The following is a 15319-nucleotide window of genomic DNA, read 5'->3' on the forward strand; positions in this document are numbered from 1 at the left end:
TTTTTAACGATGCCCTTGGCCTGGCTGTCCACCATTTCGAGCAGGATTTCAACAGCCGCCTGCAGGCGACCGGGAACGCCGGCGTGCACGCTTTTGGCCACACGCCACATCACGAACATACCGATCACACCGAGGGTGATGGCCCAGAAAATCGTGTCGAAATTGACAACGGAAAAGTCGACGATGCCTGTCTGTTTGTGGTTTTGCAGATGGACCAGGTGGTGACCAATGTACTCACCAGCGGTCAAAGCGTTTCCGGAAGATTCAGCCATTTACGAACTCTTTTCAACTCTTGAAAATGGATTACGCCAACTTTTTCGGCCGGGACTGGAACCAAAGCACCAGCCAGACCACCTTCATTGTCACTACAAGGCCAACCAGCATTGCCGGCCAGCTCAAATCCGAAACCATTCGGGGAGCAGCGAACAACATCGCTACCGTCAGGCCAATCTTGACCATTTCCCACAAAAAAAATCCAGCCACCGCAGCGCCCGGATTCATTGAAGACATCTTGCTGGTCAGGCCGCGCGCAAACAACGCACCCGGGATGACCACCGCCAGCGCGCCATAAAGGGCGGACCAGCCTGCACTTTGCCTTCCGGTCAATCCCCAGGCGGCCAGCGCCACCACAAGACCCACCACACTTTGCCCCGCCAATACCACCCAAGGTGAAACCGAGGGGTCCGCTTCACGAAGCTTTTGGGCTTCTTCACGCGTCAAGGGCTTGAAACCCTCATCACCAGTCTCCATCTCTTCTGTGACACGCCGCCCTGTCACACCCGGATTTCCCGGGTTTGTCGCTGACTTTGCCGAATTTGCCATTTTGGTCGTCACAAATTACGGAAAAGTTACAGGGCAGTTATCAGCAAAGCCCTTGATTATACGTAGAAACCCCTGCGTATCCGACAAAACCCCCGGCTTGCATATGAATTAGGGGCGATTCGCATCATTTGGGTGCGGCTCGCAGCGGGTGGTTCACAATTGTCCGGCGACTACGGCGCGCCGACCCTCCTACGTAGTTGCACGTGATGCTCGACGATGGCCCAAGCCCCCGCATCCGTCACCTTCCACCCACCGAAAGATGCCATGCCCGCCCTGATGAAATTCCTGCACATTGCCGCCGCCATTGCCTGGCTGGGCGGGGTGGTCTTCATGCTGTTTGCCTTACGGCCTGCCGTCGCCGAACAGCTGGCGCCACCCCAACGCCTGCCGCTCATCGCAAAGGTCATGCAGCGATTTTTCGTCCTGGTCTGGGCCACCATCGGCGTCCTGCTGGTGACAGGCCTGGCGATGCTGCTGGCCGAGGGCATGAAAACCGCCCCCCTGGGCTGGCACCTGATGTTCGGCATCGGCCTCTTGATGTTCGCGCTGTTCGGACATCTGTATTTCGGCCCTTTCCGGCGCTTGAAGCTCGCTGTCAGCGCGTCCGACTGGCCCGAGGGCGGTCGCCGCGTCGGGCAGATCGCCACTCTGGCCATGGTCAACCTGGTGCTGGGCGCGCTGGCGATAGCCGCCGTCATCTTTATTGCCTGATGCCGGAGCGAGCCTGCCATCTTGATCACCGCCTGCCATGAGCGCCCCTAAAAAGAAGGCGCCGCAACACCGGCACTGGACGGACCGGCTGAAAGCATCCGTGCCGACACGTGAAGCCCTGGTTGCGAACCGGTGGCTCAAGCCGGTGGCCCACCGGCTGCTGGAACCGCAGCTGTGGCGGCTGCAGCACGAGGCCGTGGCGCGCGGTGTGGCCATCGGCATATTCTGGGCATTTGCCCTGCCATTTGCGCAAACCGTGGCGGCCGCAGCCCACAGCGTCTGGTGGCGCGCCAATATTCCGGTGGCCGCCGGCATCACCTTCATTACCAACCCTTTCACCGTCGGATTCTGGCTCTGGCTGGCCTATCAGGTGGGCGATCTGCTGCTGGACGCGCCGCCGCCCATCCGCATCTCGGAAGGCTCAGGCATCGTGGCGTGGGCAGCCTCCTTCGGCGGGCCTGCCATCCTGGGCATGGGCATCTTTGCCGTGCTGGGCTCGATTACCGGCTACCTGCTGGTCAAGCTGGGCTGGCGCGTTCGCATCTGGTTCAAACGCCGCCGCCGGCAAACCGCCAGACGTTAGACAATCGGGTGCAGACCGTCCGGCAGTAGCCGTCTCGACACAGTTTCATTTCCTTTTCAAACCGATCCATGACAACGCTTCCCGCCAACGCCCTTCCCGACACCCCCTGCTACCTCAACGGCGAATTCACCCCGCTCAAAGACGCCAAGATCAGCGTGATGGACCGCGGTTTCATCTTCGGCGACGGTATTTATGAAGTGGTGCCGGCGTATGCAGGCAAGCCGTTTCGCTTCGAGCAGCACATGGCGCGGCTGGAACGCAGCCTCACCGAGCTGCGCATCGCCAACCCGCTGACCCGCGCCGAGTGGCTGGAAATTGCTCTTAAATTAATAGCTGCCTGCGCACAATCCACGGTCGCCTCAGCCGAAAAAGGCAATCAACTGGTGTACATCCAGATCACCCGCGGTGTGGCCATGCGCGACCACCCCATGCTGCCGGGCCTGACGCCCACCGTGTTCGTGATGTGCAATCCGATGAAGCTGCCCAGCGACCAGGCACGCGAAAACGGCGTGGCCTGCGTCACCGCCGACGACTTCCGCTGGGAAAAAGCCCACATCAAAAGCACCAGCCTGCTGGGCGCGGTGTTTTCACGCCAGATCAGCGTGGACGCTGGCGCGGTCGAGACCGTGATGTTCCGCGGCGACTACCTGAGCGAAGCCGCTTCCAGCAACGTCTGGATCGTCAAGGACGGCAAAGTCATGGGGCCGCCCAGGGACAACCTGGTGCTCGAAGGCATCCGCTTTGGCCTGATCGAAGAGATGTGCCGCGCGGCGGGCATTCCTTTTGAGCTGCGCCGCATCACCCGCGCCGAAGTGCTGGCAGCAGACGAGCTGCTGCTCTCATCCGCCACCAAGGAGGTTCTGCCCATCACCCTGCTGGACGGCCAGCCGGTCGGCCACGGAGTGGAAAAAGGCAAACCTGGCCCCATTTATGCAAAGCTGTACGCCCAATACCAGCGTGCCAAAGCGGCCTGAAAGGACCCATTGCCATGACGACTTCCCCCAACATCCCCAAAATCATCGGTGTTCCCAGCACGGAGCCCTCGCGCCAGGAATCGCTGATCGAGTACCCCTCGCAGTTCCCGATCAAGGTGATGGGTGAGAAGGTCGATGGCATGGTCGCGGCCATCACGTCCATCGCACACCAGTTCGACCCGGCCTTCGACGCCTCCACCATCGAGCTGCGTGAAAGCAAGGGCGGCAAATACCTGGGCGTCACCATCACCGTCACAGCCACCAGCCGCGAGCAGCTCGACGAGCTTTACCGCACGCTGTCGACGCACCCGATGGTCAAGGTAGTCCTGTAAACAATATCCGGGCAGACGCCGAACATGCAGGCTGAAACGCGCAACCTGGGCAAGGTCGACTACCTGCCCACCTATGAAGCCATGCAAGCCTTCACGGCGGCGCGCAACCCCGGTTTTTCAAGCGAAAATGGGCTGCAGCCTAATCGGGGCCTGCCCGACCAGCTATGGATTTGTGAGCATCCACCGGTCTACACCCAAGGCCTCGCGGGCAAGAGCGACCATGTTTTGAACCCCGGCAGCATCCCGGTGGTGCAGACCAACCGCGGCGGCCAGGTGACTTACCACGGCCCCGGCCAGGTGGTGGCCTACCCGCTCATCGATTTGAAGCGTGCCGGCTATTACGTCAAGGAATACGTCTACCGCATTGAAGAATCCGTCATCAAGACCCTGGCGCACTTCGGCGTGACCGGGCACCGGGTGGCCGGCTCGCCCGGCAKTTATGTGCGGCTGGACGACCCCACCTCACATGCCGCCCTGACCGGCCCGATGCACCCTGCCGACCCGTTTCGCGGCCTTGGGAAGATCGCCGCCCTGGGCATCAAAGTCAGCCGGAATTGCACCTACCACGGGGTCGCGCTCAATGTGGCGATGGACCTGGAACCCTTCTCGCGGATCAACCCCTGCGGGTATGTGGGGCTCAAAACCACAGACCTTTCTACAATCGGGGTATCGGCAAGCTGGCAGGAAGCCGCAGATGTGCTGGGCCGCAAGCTCGTCACCTACCTGGCGCCCTGAGCACATTCCTTCAAAGAAATACACCATGAGCACCCCAGAAACCGTCAATCCTGTTGTTCGCGACATCCAGAGCCAGGAAGACTACAACCCGCTGGCCAAGCAAAAAGCCRCGGCCAAGCTGTCGCGCATCCCCGTCAAGGTGGTGCAGGGCGAAATGCTCAAGAAGCCCGACTGGATCCGCGTCAAGGCCGGCAGCCCGACCACGCGCTTTTACGAGATCAAGCAGATCCTGCGCGAAAACAAGCTCAACACAGTGTGCGAAGAAGCCAGCTGCCCCAACATCGGGGAATGCTTCGGCAAGGGCACGGCCACCTTCATGATCATGGGCGACAAGTGCACGCGCCGCTGCCCGTTTTGCGACGTGGGCCACGGCCGCCCCGATCCGCTGGACGTGAATGAACCGCTGAACCTGGCGAAAACCATCGCAGCACTCAAGCTCAAATACGTGGTGATCACCAGCGTGGACCGCGATGACCTGCGCGACGGCGGCAGCGGCCACTTTGTGGAATGCATCCAGAAGATCCGCGAACTCTCGCCCGCCACCACGATTGAAATCCTGGTGCCCGACTTCCGCGGCCGCGACGACCGCGCGCTTGAAATTTTGAAGGCCGCGCCGCCCGACGTGATGAACCACAACCTCGAAACCGCGCCGCGCCTTTACAAAGAAGCGCGTCCCGGCAGCGACTACAACTTCAGTCTGAACCTGCTCAAGAAGTTCAAGGCCCTGCACCCCGATGTGCCGACCAAGAGCGGCATCATGGTGGGCCTGGGCGAAACCGACGAGGAAATTCTGCAGGTCATGCGCGACATGCGCGCGCACAACATCGACATGCTGACCATCGGCCAGTACCTGGCGCCCTCCACCAGCCATCTGCCGGTGCGCCGCTATGTGCACCCCGACACCTTCAAGATGTTTGAAGAAGAAGCCTACAAGATGGGCTTCACGCACGCCGCCGTGGGCGCCATGGTGCGCAGCAGTTACCACGCCGACCAGCAGGCCCACGCGGCAGGCGTGGCCGACAAGGCCGACGCGGCCACCGCCGCTCTTTAATCCCCGCAACATGACCTTGCCGCAAGGCTCCCTGTCGCTGCGCCACTACGGCGCCTCGCACGGCAGCCATGCGCATGACCACTTCCAGGTACTGCTGGGCCTGAGTGGTGTGCTGGAACTGGAAGTACGCGGACGCGGGCGGCGCATTGCCGCCGGCCAGGGCTGCGTGATCACACCCGGCGACCGGCATGACTTTGAATCACGTGAAGGCAGCCGCTGCCTGGTGCTGGACACCACGCATGCGGACTGGGCTCGCTGCGCCTATGACCCTGCAAAAACCGCGCAAACCCTTGCGCTGGGAAATTACCTCGCCGAAGCGATGCAGCAGCCGGGCAGCCTCGCGCAACTTCACGGTCCGGCGCTGTTGCTGGAAGCGTGGCAACCCACAACACCCGCATCAACGCCCTTGCGCCATGCGCGGCCCATCCACTGGGAACAACTGGCCACCTGGACACAGCAGCGCCTGCACGAACCACTGAGCGTCGCGCAACTGGCCGCGCAGGTGTTTTTAAGCCCGACGCAGTTTGCCGCACGCTGCCGGCGCGAAACCGGCCTCAGCGTGATGCAGTGGCTGCGCCGGCAACGCCTGGCACTGGCCGTGCAACTGCGCAGCCGCGGCATGAGCGTGGCCGACACCGCGCTGCACTGCGGCTACCAGTCGCCCTCAGCCCTGACGGCCGCGATGCGGCGCGCCGGGCTGGGCAGCGCCTGACCTTTACGGATTTTCAATAGCGGCTCGGGTCGTTCGGCCGGCGGTCGTAGCGGTTGCGCACACCGTCGCCATCGCGGTCACCCCGGTAGCCGGGGCCATAGCCCGGCGCAGGGGCGGGCACGACACGATATTGCGGTCCGTTGTCATAAGCCACCGGGTAAGCCACGCAGCCCGACAGGGCGGCCATGCCGGCCAGCGCCAGCAAAAGGATGGAAAGCTTTCTCATGGTGAGTCTCCTTGGGTTTCATGCGATTTCGGAGAAATCTGCCATGCCATTGCAACTGAAGTCCGTACGGGCAAGGTGTCTGCAGCGCCCCTCGCACGTGAAGCTCGTTACCGGATGTTGGTCTGCGCGTAGGACATACCCCTGAATCGCCAGAACCGTCGTTGCACGACAACAAAGCGTTGCTCTGCGACGACGCCCACGTGACGTCCCCCTATGCTTGCCGCCATGCCAGCCAATCTCTACGCAYTGGGCGCCATCGCCCTCTGGACCCTGCTCGCCTCGCTCGGGGTCTCGCTCAAACACGTTCCGCCCTTTCTGCTCACCGGCGTTGCGCTGCTGACCGGCAGCCTGCTGGCCCTGCCTTTTGTGCTGCGGGACCGCGCGCAATGGAAGATTCCCACCGCCACGCTGGCGCTCGGCGTGTACGGCCTCTTCGGCTATCACTTCCTGCTTTTCATCGCGCTGCGGTATGCGCCGGCAGTCGAGGCCAACCTGGTGAACTACCTCTGGCCGCTTTTTATCGTGGTGCTGGCGCCGCTGTTCCTTCGTGGCGTGCAGCTGCGCGCTGTGCATGTGGCTGCAGGCCTGCTGGGATTTGCCGGCGCCGCCATTGCCATATTGGGCGCGGGCGGTGGCGGTGCGACGTCCTCCGCAGGCTGGTCATGGGGTTACCTGCCGGCGCTGGGCTCGGCCTTCATCTGGGCCAGCTACTCGCTGCTGACAAAACGCGTGCCGGCCTTTCCCACCGCGGCCATCGGCCTCTTCGGCCTGGTCTCGGGCGTGCTTTCGCTGCTGTGCCATTGGGCGCTGGAGCCTGCCGCCACGCTGTCGGCGCAGGACTGGCTATTGCTGGCGGTGCTGGGCGCAGGGCCGCTGGGCGCGGCGTTCTTTCTCTGGGACAAGGCCCTCAAGCTGGGCGACGCGCAGCAGATCGGCATCCTCAGTTACCTCACGCCGCTGGGCTCGACTGCACTGCTGATGGGGGTAAGCGGCCGCGCGCTGAGCTGGAGCATCGCCCTGGCGGCGGTGATGATCATCGGCGCCGCGCTGCTGGGAACAAGAGCAAAATAAGGCTGCAGCCCTTTAAGGACGGGCGCCAGCAGCTCCTGATTCAATAGCATGCCACAGCACGAACACGGCCAGCCCGGGCTCTGCATTGCGCACTTGCAGCTCGGCGCCATGCGCTTCGGCCACCAGTCGGCACAAGTACATGCCCAGGCCCACGCCGCCCGTGGCGCGCTGGCGTGCGCCGTCGGTCCGGTAAAAGGGCTCGGTCAAATGCGCCAGCTGCGCGGCATCCACCCCCGGGCCGAAGTCGCGCACTTCCAGCATCACGCCGCCGCCCGCCGGCTGCAGCGACACATGCGGCGGCCTCCCGGCGCCGCTGCTGTAGCGCAGTGCGTTGTCCATCAGGTTGCGCACCAGCAGGCGCACGCGCATGCGGTCCAGTGCCAGCGGCGCAAGGCCAGTCGCCAGGTCCAGCACCATCTCCGACGCACCTGGCACCTCGGTGGCCGTCTCGCGCACCAGCGCCGCCAGGTCCACCGGTTCGCGCTGTAGTGCGACGTGCGGGCTGGCCAGACGCTCGCTTTCGAGCAAGTCGCTGATCAGGTCGCGCATCTCGCCCAGGTCGCGCAGCAGCGCCTCGCGTTCGCGCTCGCCGGCACCGGTGCCCTCGGGCGTGGTGGGCAACAGCTCGGCATTGAGCCGCGCACGTGTGAGCGGGGAGCGCAGTTCATGGCTCAGCGCCAGCAGCAAGGCGCGTTTGGCGTTCAGCATGCCTTCGATGTCGTGTGCCATGGTGTTGATGCGCCCGGCCAGGTCGCCGAGTTCGTCGCGGCGGCGCAGGGGAATCGGCGTTGCGAACTCGCCGCGGCCAAAGCGCTCGGCGCCTGCGCGGATGTCGTCCAGCGGGCGCAGCAGGCGCCGCACGTAGGCATAGGCGCCTATGAGCAAGCCCAGCAGCAGCGCCAGCGTGATCCAGCCAAACACGCCGTGTGGCGCTGCCTGCCAGGGCGCAGTGCCGGGGCCAAAAATCACGCGATGGCCGTCGGCCGTGGTGCGGCTCAGCCAGTCCTTGGCGCGGGCGTCGAACACCTTGCGGTCGGGCCTGTCAGGATGGGACTGCCAGTTGACCTGCGGCCCTTCAATGCGGATGGAAATCGGCAGCCGCGCAGCCAGCGCCTGGGCACGGCCCACATCGGGCGGCGAACCCAGGTCGGCCACCAGCCTGTCCATGTAGTCGCTGATCAGCGGTTTGGCCGCGTCGCGCCAGCCCGTTGAAAACGCCCGCTGCATGCCGCTCATGAACACAGCACCCATGGCCAGCGCCAGCAGCAGGAACACGGTGATCAGCCGCAGCCGGAGCGAATGCTTCCAGCGGTGGCGCCAGCGCTCGGGGCGTGAGCGTTCGCGGGCCCGGCAGTCCCGGCGCGTTTTCCACCGCCTCATGGCGTACCCGCCTTGCCGGCAGCGAGGGCATAGCCCRCGTTGCGCAAGGTCTTGATGCAGTCCAGTGGCTCCAGTTTTTTGCGCAGCCGGCTCACCACGATGTCGACGGCGCGCGTGTACAGCTCGGCCTCGTGGCCGCGCAGGCGGTTGAGGATGTCGTCGCGGTTGAAGACCTTGCCGGGCTCGGCCGCCAGCAGGGCCAGCAATTCAAATTCGGTGCCGGTCAGCTCGACCTTTTCGCCCAGGCGCAGCACCTCGCGCGTTTCCACGTCGATCACCAGCCCCTGGAACACATGGCGTTGGGTGGCCGCAGCCGGTGCGCTGCGCTGGCGCCGCAAAATGGTCTGCAGGCGCGCCACGAGCTCGCGCGGCTCAAACGGCTTGGGCAGGTAGTCGTCGGCGCCCAGCTCCAGCCCGACCACACGGTCCATCACGTCGCCGCGGGCCGTCAGCATCACGATGGGGATGTCGCTTTCCTTGCGGATCTCGCGGCACAGGGCAAAGCCGTCCATCTCGGGCAGCATGACGTCCAKGATGGCTGCGTCATACGCACCGGTGCGCAGCATGGCCAAGCCTTCACCGGGGCGCAGCGCGCTTTCGAGCACAAAGTCAAAACGGGCAAAGTAGGCGGCCAGCGGCGCAGCCAGGTGCTCGTCGTCGTCGATCAGCAGGATATGGGGCATAGGATTGGCTACATTCGCTTCGGAAAACTCGCATCGACCTGGAGTTGCTCCTGAAAAAACATCAATGCATCGCGGTTCACATTGTCATGCACAGCAGCCCGATTGACGCCTTGTGGATCCGTACACAGAGCGGGCGCGACGCCGCGCATCTCCGACGTGCACGGCGCGAGAAACACGAAGTGGTCGGCTGCGGGGATCTCGGTGTATCGGGCCAATGAGGGGAGCAGTTCCTTCACTTTGATCGCGTTCTCCTTGACCGGGAGCACGGAATCGGCGCCGGCCGCGTACAGATTCACCGGCCTCGAGACCTGCGACAGGCTTTCGCGGTCAAAGAAGGCTCCCGGCGGGCTCATGATGAACGCGGCGCGGATGCGGTCGTCGGTCTTCGCGATCAGCGGGGGAGACGACAGGGAAACCYTTCCGCCACCGGCACATAGAACACTTGTCGGCAAGGCTTTGCAATAGGCACTCAGCAGCTCGAACTTCGGTTTGGCGCCCATCAACAAGAGGGCCGAATAGCCGCCTGCCGAAAAACCCGCGACGCCCACCCGCCGGGAATCGATCAGGCCCGCAGAGGCCGGAGCCTGCAACAGGAAATCCAGCAGTGCCGACAGTTGCAGCGCTCTTCCAATCAGCACCCGATCGGTGCCGACCCCGCTGCTGTCGCGAAAATTGTCGCCCGGATGCTCGATTGCGGCCACCACGTAGCCATGACGCGCGAGGAATGTCGCTGTATCGTGGTGACTGAACCGGCCGGCACCATTGCCGTGCGAGAGCAGCACCAGAGGATGGCGCACACCCATCGGCGCCGCATCCTTCACGGCAGACACAACGACAGCCCCCATCCTGGTTGTTTCAGACGTAGGTGCTGCCGGATAGAACACCGCCGCCTGCATCGGTTGCTGCGTGACAGGATCGGGAAGCTGAATCAAACGAAAGCCGGCGCCACCGGAAAGTTCAGTGGCGTCCACCACGCCGGCGATCGCCGCCAAAGCAACGAACATGCTGCAAGTTAGCGATTTCAACATCGGGTTCCTTTGAAGCGGAGAAAAGCGCTGTTCACCACGGATCGGCCCGTCCGATGCGCCCGAGGTGCGTCTGGCCAAAACCCGCCGCGTACTTGAGCCCGTAGCCCAGCGCACGGTCAAAGCCGATGTGCGCGCACCAGACCAGGCCGCCGGCCACCAGCACGGGGGTTGCGCCCAGAACGCCCGCCGCCAGCAGGGCTACGGCGCCGAAGTAGGAATGCATGGCGTTATAGGCGGCAGCCCCCACACGCGGCCCGGCCAGGTAGGCCAGGAAAGACAGGTCGGGCAGCAAAAATAACGCTGCAAACCAGCCCCACCCCGCGCCGAACTGGGCGTAGGCCGCAGCCGCCGCAGCCACCACCGCCAGCCCCTCGGCACGCAGCAGCAGGCGTACGCCGCCGTTGGCGCTGCCCGGGGCAGCCACCTTGGTGATGCGGCGCACAGCGGTTGGCGCCGTGCGGCCCACCGGGAAGAGCAGCGCCTCAGCCACGGTAGCCCCAGCGGCGGCCGCGCTCCATGAAGTCGCGCACTTTTTGCTGTTGCTCAGGTTTGAGGTTGTCAAAGAAGTCCGCCGCTGCGGCGATCACTTCCGGGCTGCCGGACTGAATCGCGGCGGTTTTTTCCTCGATCAGCTTTTTGGCGCCGGCCTGGTCCAGCTTGTTGCCGGCAAAGAGGCCGCGAACGGCTTCCCGTGGCTCACTGCTGCCGCGCAGGGCCGCGCGCTGTGCCTGCAGCTTGTCAGCCAGCACGGCGAGTTTTTGCTTTTGCACAGCGTCCAGGTCCAGGCGTGAGCCGATTTTTTCGACCATGCGGGCGCGCGCTTCAGGGGAGCCGGCGTCGCCGTGCCAGCCGTGGCCGCCGTGCGAGCACGCACCCAGGCTGCCGACGATGAGCGCCCCGCCGAAAAGGCCGAGCAGGATTTTTTTAACGCGATGTTTCATGAGGAGCCTCAAAGAAGAAGTGAAGGTTCCTCATGGTGCCCGCGGGAGGCCCGCGGCTGTTTGCAGCGCGGTTGCGGCGTGTTTCGCTTTGTTTCAGCCCTCTCAACGGGTAGATTCGCGAGATTTACAAGCGTTTTCGGGCTCTAGCCCAATCTGAACGTGCGCGAGCAGCTATATTTTTAATAGCATCACACCTGCCCTGCCGGCAGCACCCTTCAGCCTTGCAGCATCGTCGCCGGCTCTTCGCAGGCCAGCACCTGTTCAGCCCAGGGCTGCAGCTTGGCGGCATCGGCGCGCAGGATTTGCTGCTTGACCGCCAGGATCTGCGACGGGTGCATGGAAAAGCTGCGCAGGCCCATGCCCAGCAACAGCCGCGTCATGGTGACGTCGCCGGCCATCTCGCCACAAACGCTGACACCCTTGCCCTGCGCGTTGCATTCGTTGATGGTGTCAGCGATCAGCCGCAACACGGCCGGGTGGCAGGGGTTGTACAGGTGTGACACCGCCTCGTCGGCGCGGTCGATGGCCAGCGTGTACTGGATCAGGTCGTTGGTGCCGATGGACAGGAAATCGAAGTACTTCAGGAAGAGCTTGAGCGTCAGCGCCGCGGCCGGGATTTCGATCATTGCGCCCAGCCGTACCGGCCCGTACGGAACGCCCTTGTTGTCGAGCAATGCGCGCGCACGGTCAATCAGCGCCATGGTCTGGCGGATTTCACTGCCGTGCGCCAGCATGGGCACCAGCAGGTTGACCTTGCCATGGGCGGCCGCACGCAAAATGGCGCGCAGCTGCGTCAAAAACATCGGCGGGTCGGCCAGGCTCCAGCGGATCGCGCGCAGGCCCAGCGCCGGGTTGAGGTGGGTGTCCTGCGCCTTGTGGCGGTCCAGCTGCTTGTCGGAGCCGATATCCACGGTGCGGATGGTGACGGGCAGGCCGTGCATGCCTTCAATCGCCTTGCGGTAGGCCTGGTATTGCTCTTCCTCGTCGGGCAGTTTGCCGCTGCGGCCCATAAATAGGAATTCACTGCGAAACAGCCCGACGCCGACGGCGCCGGCAGCCACCGCGCCCACCGTGTCTTCGGGCATTTCAATATTGGCCAGCAGATCGACTTTCTGCCCGTCGATGGTCAGCGCCGCCGTGTGCTTGAGCCGGTTCAGGCGCTGGCGTTCCAGCTCGCCCTGGCGCTGCTTGAAGCCGTATTCGGCCAGGATGATGGGCGACGGGTCGACGATCAACACCCCGGCCTCGCCGTCGATGATGACCCAGTCGTCCTGCTTGATCAGCTGGCTGGCGCTGCGCGCCCCGACCACCGCCGGGATGTCCATGCTGCGCGCCACGATGGCGGTGTGCGAGGTCTTGCCGCCCACATCGGTGGCAAAGCCGGCAAAGAGGCTCTGCTTGAACTGCAGCATGTCGGCCGGGGAAATATCGTGCGCAATCAGCACCAGCGGCACGTCGGTGGTGTCGTCCAGCAACWGGTCCTGCTGCGACTGCTTGCGGCTGGCGCCCGCCTGGRCCGCGGGCTGCACCGGCGAGGCCACGCCTTTCATGTGGCGCAGGATGCGCTCGACCACCTGCTCGAGGTCGGCCTTGCGTTCGCGCAGGTACTCGTCTTCCATGTCGTCGAACTGGCGCGCGATGATTTCGTACTGCGTAGTCAGCGCCCATTCGGCGTTGTAGTGGCGGTCGGTGATCCAGTGCTTCACGCCGCTGATCAGCTGCTCGTCCTGCAGCAGCATCAGGTGCACATCGAGCAGCGCGGCCAGCTCGTGCGGCGCGTCTTTGGGCAGGTCTTGCTGCAGGCGCGTGATTTCCTCCATCACCGCATTGCGCGACACCCTGACCCGCGTGATCTCGTCCGCCGTCTTGGCGTCGTCCACGAAATAGTGCGCCACGTCGGCACGGCTGGAAGCCACCAGCACGGCGCGGCCGATAGCAATGCCGCGCGAGACCGCCAGGCCGTGGACTGAAAAAGTCATGCAACAACTCCCTCCACGACGGTATCTTCGAGCCAGTCCGAGACGTGGAACCGGCTTTGCCGGGCCACAGGCGGGCGGCCCCCTCGGGGGGCAGGGAGCACACGAAGTGAGCGACCGTGGGGGCTGCACCTTCGGCTTTCCCGGGCCGCAGGCGGGGCGGCCCCCTCGGGGGGCAGCGTATTACACGAAGTGAAAAGCGTGGGGGCCATTCATTCCCCTTCGCCAAACTTGTCGGCGATCAAAGCGAGGATGGCGTCCATCGCGGCCTGCTCGTCGTTGCCGTTGGTCTCGACCTCGACAATGCTGCCCAACCCGGCAGCCAGCATCATCACGCCCATGATGCTTTTGGCGTTGACGCGGCGCTCGCCCTTGCTCATCCAGACCTCGCAGCCAAAGCTGCCGGCGAGTTTGGTGAGCTTGGCGGAGGCGCGGGCATGCAGGCCCAGCTTATTGCTGATGTTCGTGCTGGTCTTGATCATGATTTCGGCGTACCTGATTTTGCGGTGCGGTGATGGCCACCTGCATCACGCCCTGCGTGGCGCCGATCAGCGCGCGCGCTACCAGCGCATCGAGCGACTCGTGGCGGTAAGACACGGTGCGCAGCAGCATGGGCAGGTTGATGCCGGTGATGAGTTTGGAATGAACGCCGTCCACCAGCTTTTGCGCCACGTTGCAGGGCGTGGCGCCGAACACGTCGACCAGCACCAGGGCATGCGAGGTGCCGAGCTGCGTCAGCATGATGCGCGCCTGGGCCAGGGTTTCTTCGGGTGGCATGTTGGGCTGCACGTCCAGCGCGGAAATACCCGCTGCGTTGTCCGGAAACACATGCAACACGCATTGGCGCAGGGCAGAGGCCAAAGGAGCGTGAGCGATGATGAAAATGCCGTTCATTGCGGTGAATTATCAGCTTTCATACTGAGGAAATACCCATATGAGGCGATACAACAACACAAAAACACGGACATCGCCGCCTGAAAGCTCGCCACCCGTGCCAGGCCCATGGCGGCAAACACGTCAATCAGCAAGCCGATTCCCCATTGCACGGTGAACACGCCGGCAAAAATCATCAGGTTATAGGCCGATAGCGCCCGGCCGGCGAGCGAGGCCTTGAACGCCATGCCCACCGCGGGCTGCGCCAGCCCCATGACGCTGCACCCCATGCAAAACAGCGCCCAGCCCAGCCATCCGGTGGAGGTGCCGGCCGCGATATTGACCGCCAGCACGGTGAGGCTGAAGGGCACACCCCAGGTGATCAGACGGGTAGCGCCCCAGCCGTGCCGCGACAGCCAGGGGTTCACCATGCCCCAGCTCCAGAAGGTCACCAGCATGGAAGCATTGATATAAAAGAGGCCGGTGGCGGCCTCCAGCGGCGTATAGCCCGCGACCCTGATCATCCAGGGGCCGGCCCACAAGGTTTGCACAGCCACCAGCCCGCCGTAATTGAAGAAAGCCAGCGGCGTCATCTTGCGGAAGTAGCGGCTGCGCCAGATCGGCGCGTAGCCGGCTTCGGCATCGGTGCTTGAGGGCACGGTGGTCTCTGTGCTTTCGTGCTTCTTGGTCTGTTGCCACGTAGGTACGACCCAGGCGAGCGCGGCCATCGACAACAAAATCATCGCGGCCAGTATCCAGAACAGCGGTCGCCAGCCCGTCAACGGCATCAGCCATTGCACCGGCAGGGTAGACGCCAGCATGCCGAGCGAGCCGGTCATCAGCATCCACGAATTGGCGCGCAGCACAGTGGCGGGTTCATACCAGCGGCGGTAACCCGTGAGCGGCGCCATCAGGCAGGCGCTGACGCCCATGCCCACCAATACGCGCGAGGCCAACAGCCAGKCAAAGCTGGTGCTCAACGAAAAGGCCAGGCAGCCCAGCACCGACAGCGCCAGAAAACACAGGATCACGCGCTTGGGGCCGTGGCGGTCCAGCCAGGTGCCCAGCGGCAGCTGCGTGGCGGCAAAGCCCAGAAAGTAGCCGCCCGCCAGCAGGCCGAGGTCGCGCGCATGCAGCGAAAACTCCTGCGTGAGCACAGGCGCCAGCGTGGCGGTAATGGCCCGTACCAGCGCCGAGCAGAAATACGCGGCGGCAAACGCC

The 15319-nt window shown here is 64.0% G+C and carries 19 protein-coding genes and 1 pseudogene; 8 read left to right on the forward strand and 12 right to left on the reverse strand.

The window, feature by feature from the left end; all coding sequences use genetic code 11:
• Positions 1 to 272 (reverse strand): annotated as a pseudogene (locus AC1D1X_RS03600) (F0F1 ATP synthase subunit A); the annotation flags it as partial.
• 31 nt (positions 273 to 303) lie between these two features.
• On the reverse strand, positions 304 to 822 hold the full coding sequence (locus AC1D1X_RS03605; protein ID WP_477668938.1) for an ATP synthase subunit I: 519 nt from the start codon (positions 820 to 822) through the stop codon (positions 304 to 306).
• 264 nt (positions 823 to 1086) lie between these two features.
• On the opposite strand from AC1D1X_RS03605, the gene AC1D1X_RS03610 reads away from it, so the two are divergent.
• The 7 genes from AC1D1X_RS03610 to AC1D1X_RS03640 all read left to right on the forward strand — a co-directional run bounded on the left by AC1D1X_RS03610 (position 1087) and on the right by AC1D1X_RS03640 (position 5920).
• Entirely contained in the window at positions 1087 to 1533 is a 447-nt protein-coding gene (locus AC1D1X_RS03610) for a DUF4149 domain-containing protein (protein ID WP_477697840.1), read from the forward strand.
• Positions 1534 to 1570: 37 nt separating this feature from the next.
• On the forward strand, positions 1571 to 2116 hold the full coding sequence (locus AC1D1X_RS03615) for a DUF2062 domain-containing protein (protein WP_477668855.1): 546 nt from the start codon (positions 1571 to 1573) through the stop codon (positions 2114 to 2116).
• A gap of 68 nt (positions 2117 to 2184) precedes the next feature.
• Positions 2185 to 3090, forward strand: a complete 906-nt coding sequence (locus AC1D1X_RS03620; RefSeq protein WP_477668856.1) for a D-amino acid aminotransferase — start codon at positions 2185 to 2187, stop codon at positions 3088 to 3090.
• A gap of 14 nt (positions 3091 to 3104) precedes the next feature.
• Positions 3105 to 3422: an HP0495 family protein gene (locus AC1D1X_RS03625; RefSeq protein ID WP_477668857.1), complete on the forward strand. Its 318-nt coding sequence runs from the start codon at positions 3105 to 3107 to the stop codon at positions 3420 to 3422.
• A 24-nt stretch (positions 3423 to 3446) separates the two neighbouring features.
• Positions 3447 to 4157 (forward strand): lipoyl(octanoyl) transferase LipB, encoded by a 711-nt coding sequence (gene lipB, locus AC1D1X_RS03630; protein WP_477697841.1) that lies wholly within the window; start codon positions 3447 to 3449, stop codon positions 4155 to 4157.
• Between the two features lie 25 nt (positions 4158 to 4182).
• Positions 4183 to 5208, forward strand: coding sequence for a lipoyl synthase (gene lipA / locus AC1D1X_RS03635; protein ID WP_477697842.1), 1026 nt, complete (start codon positions 4183 to 4185; stop codon positions 5206 to 5208).
• 10 nt (positions 5209 to 5218) lie between these two features.
• Positions 5219 to 5920: a helix-turn-helix domain-containing protein gene (locus AC1D1X_RS03640; protein ID WP_477668860.1), complete on the forward strand. Its 702-nt coding sequence runs from the start codon at positions 5219 to 5221 to the stop codon at positions 5918 to 5920.
• Positions 5921 to 5933: 13 nt separating this feature from the next.
• Here the strand turns inward: AC1D1X_RS03640 and AC1D1X_RS03645 are convergent, their stop codons facing one another.
• Positions 5934 to 6146, reverse strand: coding sequence for a hypothetical protein (locus AC1D1X_RS03645; protein ID WP_477668861.1), 213 nt, complete (start codon positions 6144 to 6146; stop codon positions 5934 to 5936).
• Positions 6147 to 6371: 225 nt separating this feature from the next.
• Here AC1D1X_RS03645 and AC1D1X_RS03650 point away from each other — a divergent pair, with 225 nt between their 5' ends.
• A complete protein-coding gene (locus AC1D1X_RS03650) occupies positions 6372 to 7217 on the forward strand; it encodes a DMT family transporter (protein WP_477668862.1) in 846 nt (281 codons plus the stop codon).
• Between the two features lie 12 nt (positions 7218 to 7229).
• Here the strand turns inward: AC1D1X_RS03650 and AC1D1X_RS03655 are convergent, their stop codons facing one another.
• The 9 genes from AC1D1X_RS03655 to AC1D1X_RS03695 form a co-directional block, all read right to left on the reverse strand.
• Positions 7230 to 8597, reverse strand: coding sequence for a HAMP domain-containing sensor histidine kinase (locus tag AC1D1X_RS03655; protein WP_477668863.1), 1368 nt, complete (start codon positions 8595 to 8597; stop codon positions 7230 to 7232).
• Positions 8594 to 9280, reverse strand: coding sequence for a response regulator transcription factor (locus AC1D1X_RS03660; RefSeq protein WP_477697843.1), 687 nt, complete (start codon positions 9278 to 9280; stop codon positions 8594 to 8596). The genes AC1D1X_RS03655 and AC1D1X_RS03660 overlap by 4 nt, the downstream gene beginning before the upstream one ends.
• An 8-nt stretch (positions 9281 to 9288) precedes the next feature.
• The gene (locus AC1D1X_RS03665) at positions 9289 to 10308 is read right to left on the reverse strand and encodes an alpha/beta hydrolase family protein (RefSeq protein WP_477697844.1); all 1020 of its coding nucleotides are present in this window, start codon (positions 10306 to 10308) and stop codon (positions 9289 to 9291) included.
• 31 nt (positions 10309 to 10339) lie between these two features.
• Positions 10340 to 10798: a DUF4260 domain-containing protein gene (locus AC1D1X_RS03670; RefSeq protein ID WP_477668866.1), complete on the reverse strand. Its 459-nt coding sequence runs from the start codon at positions 10796 to 10798 to the stop codon at positions 10340 to 10342.
• Entirely contained in the window at positions 10791 to 11249 is a 459-nt protein-coding gene (locus AC1D1X_RS03675) for a Spy/CpxP family protein refolding chaperone (protein ID WP_477668867.1), read from the reverse strand. The genes AC1D1X_RS03670 and AC1D1X_RS03675 overlap by 8 nt, the downstream gene beginning before the upstream one ends.
• 215 nt (positions 11250 to 11464) lie before the next feature.
• Entirely contained in the window at positions 11465 to 13228 is a 1764-nt protein-coding gene (gene ptsP, locus AC1D1X_RS03680; protein ID WP_477697845.1) for a phosphoenolpyruvate--protein phosphotransferase, read from the reverse strand.
• Between the two features lie 209 nt (positions 13229 to 13437).
• Positions 13438 to 13707, reverse strand: coding sequence for an HPr family phosphocarrier protein (locus AC1D1X_RS03685; RefSeq protein ID WP_477668869.1), 270 nt, complete (start codon positions 13705 to 13707; stop codon positions 13438 to 13440).
• Complete coding sequence (locus AC1D1X_RS03690) at positions 13676 to 14119, reverse strand: PTS sugar transporter subunit IIA (RefSeq protein ID WP_477667617.1); 444 nt, start codon at positions 14117 to 14119, stop codon at positions 13676 to 13678. The genes AC1D1X_RS03685 and AC1D1X_RS03690 overlap by 32 nt, the downstream gene beginning before the upstream one ends.
• The coding region (locus AC1D1X_RS03695) for an MFS transporter (RefSeq protein WP_477697846.1) at positions 14116 to 15319 on the reverse strand (1204 nt) is incomplete at its 5' end. The genes AC1D1X_RS03695 and AC1D1X_RS03690, both read right to left, overlap by 4 nt.

The sequence above is a fragment of the Polaromonas sp. P1_G4 genome (assembly GCF_056405475.1).

Excerpts from the sequence above, each read along its gene's own strand:
- AC1D1X_RS03625 (WP_477668857.1), top strand. The coding sequence starts at position 3,105 with ATGACGACTTCCCCCAACATCCCCAAAATCATCGGTGTTCCCAGCACG.
- AC1D1X_RS03675 (WP_477668867.1), bottom strand. The coding sequence starts at position 11,249 with ATGAAACATCGCGTTAAAAAAATCCTGCTCGGCCTTTTCGGCGGGGCG.
- AC1D1X_RS03690 (WP_477667617.1), bottom strand. The coding sequence starts at position 14,119 with ATGAACGGCATTTTCATCATCGCTCACGCTCCTTTGGCCTCTGCCCTG.
- AC1D1X_RS03685 (WP_477668869.1), bottom strand. The coding sequence starts at position 13,707 with ATGATCAAGACCAGCACGAACATCAGCAATAAGCTGGGCCTGCATGCC.
- AC1D1X_RS03645 (WP_477668861.1), bottom strand. The coding sequence starts at position 6,146 with ATGAGAAAGCTTTCCATCCTTTTGCTGGCGCTGGCCGGCATGGCCGCC.
- AC1D1X_RS03615 (WP_477668855.1), top strand. The coding sequence starts at position 1,571 with ATGAGCGCCCCTAAAAAGAAGGCGCCGCAACACCGGCACTGGACGGAC.
- AC1D1X_RS03610 (WP_477697840.1), top strand. The coding sequence starts at position 1,087 with ATGCCCGCCCTGATGAAATTCCTGCACATTGCCGCCGCCATTGCCTGG.
- AC1D1X_RS03640 (WP_477668860.1), top strand. The coding sequence starts at position 5,219 with ATGACCTTGCCGCAAGGCTCCCTGTCGCTGCGCCACTACGGCGCCTCG.
- AC1D1X_RS03605 (WP_477668938.1), bottom strand. The coding sequence starts at position 822 with ATGGCAAATTCGGCAAAGTCAGCGACAAACCCGGGAAATCCGGGTGTG.
- AC1D1X_RS03620 (WP_477668856.1), top strand. The coding sequence starts at position 2,185 with ATGACAACGCTTCCCGCCAACGCCCTTCCCGACACCCCCTGCTACCTC.
- AC1D1X_RS03655 (WP_477668863.1), bottom strand. The coding sequence starts at position 8,597 with ATGAGGCGGTGGAAAACGCGCCGGGACTGCCGGGCCCGCGAACGCTCA.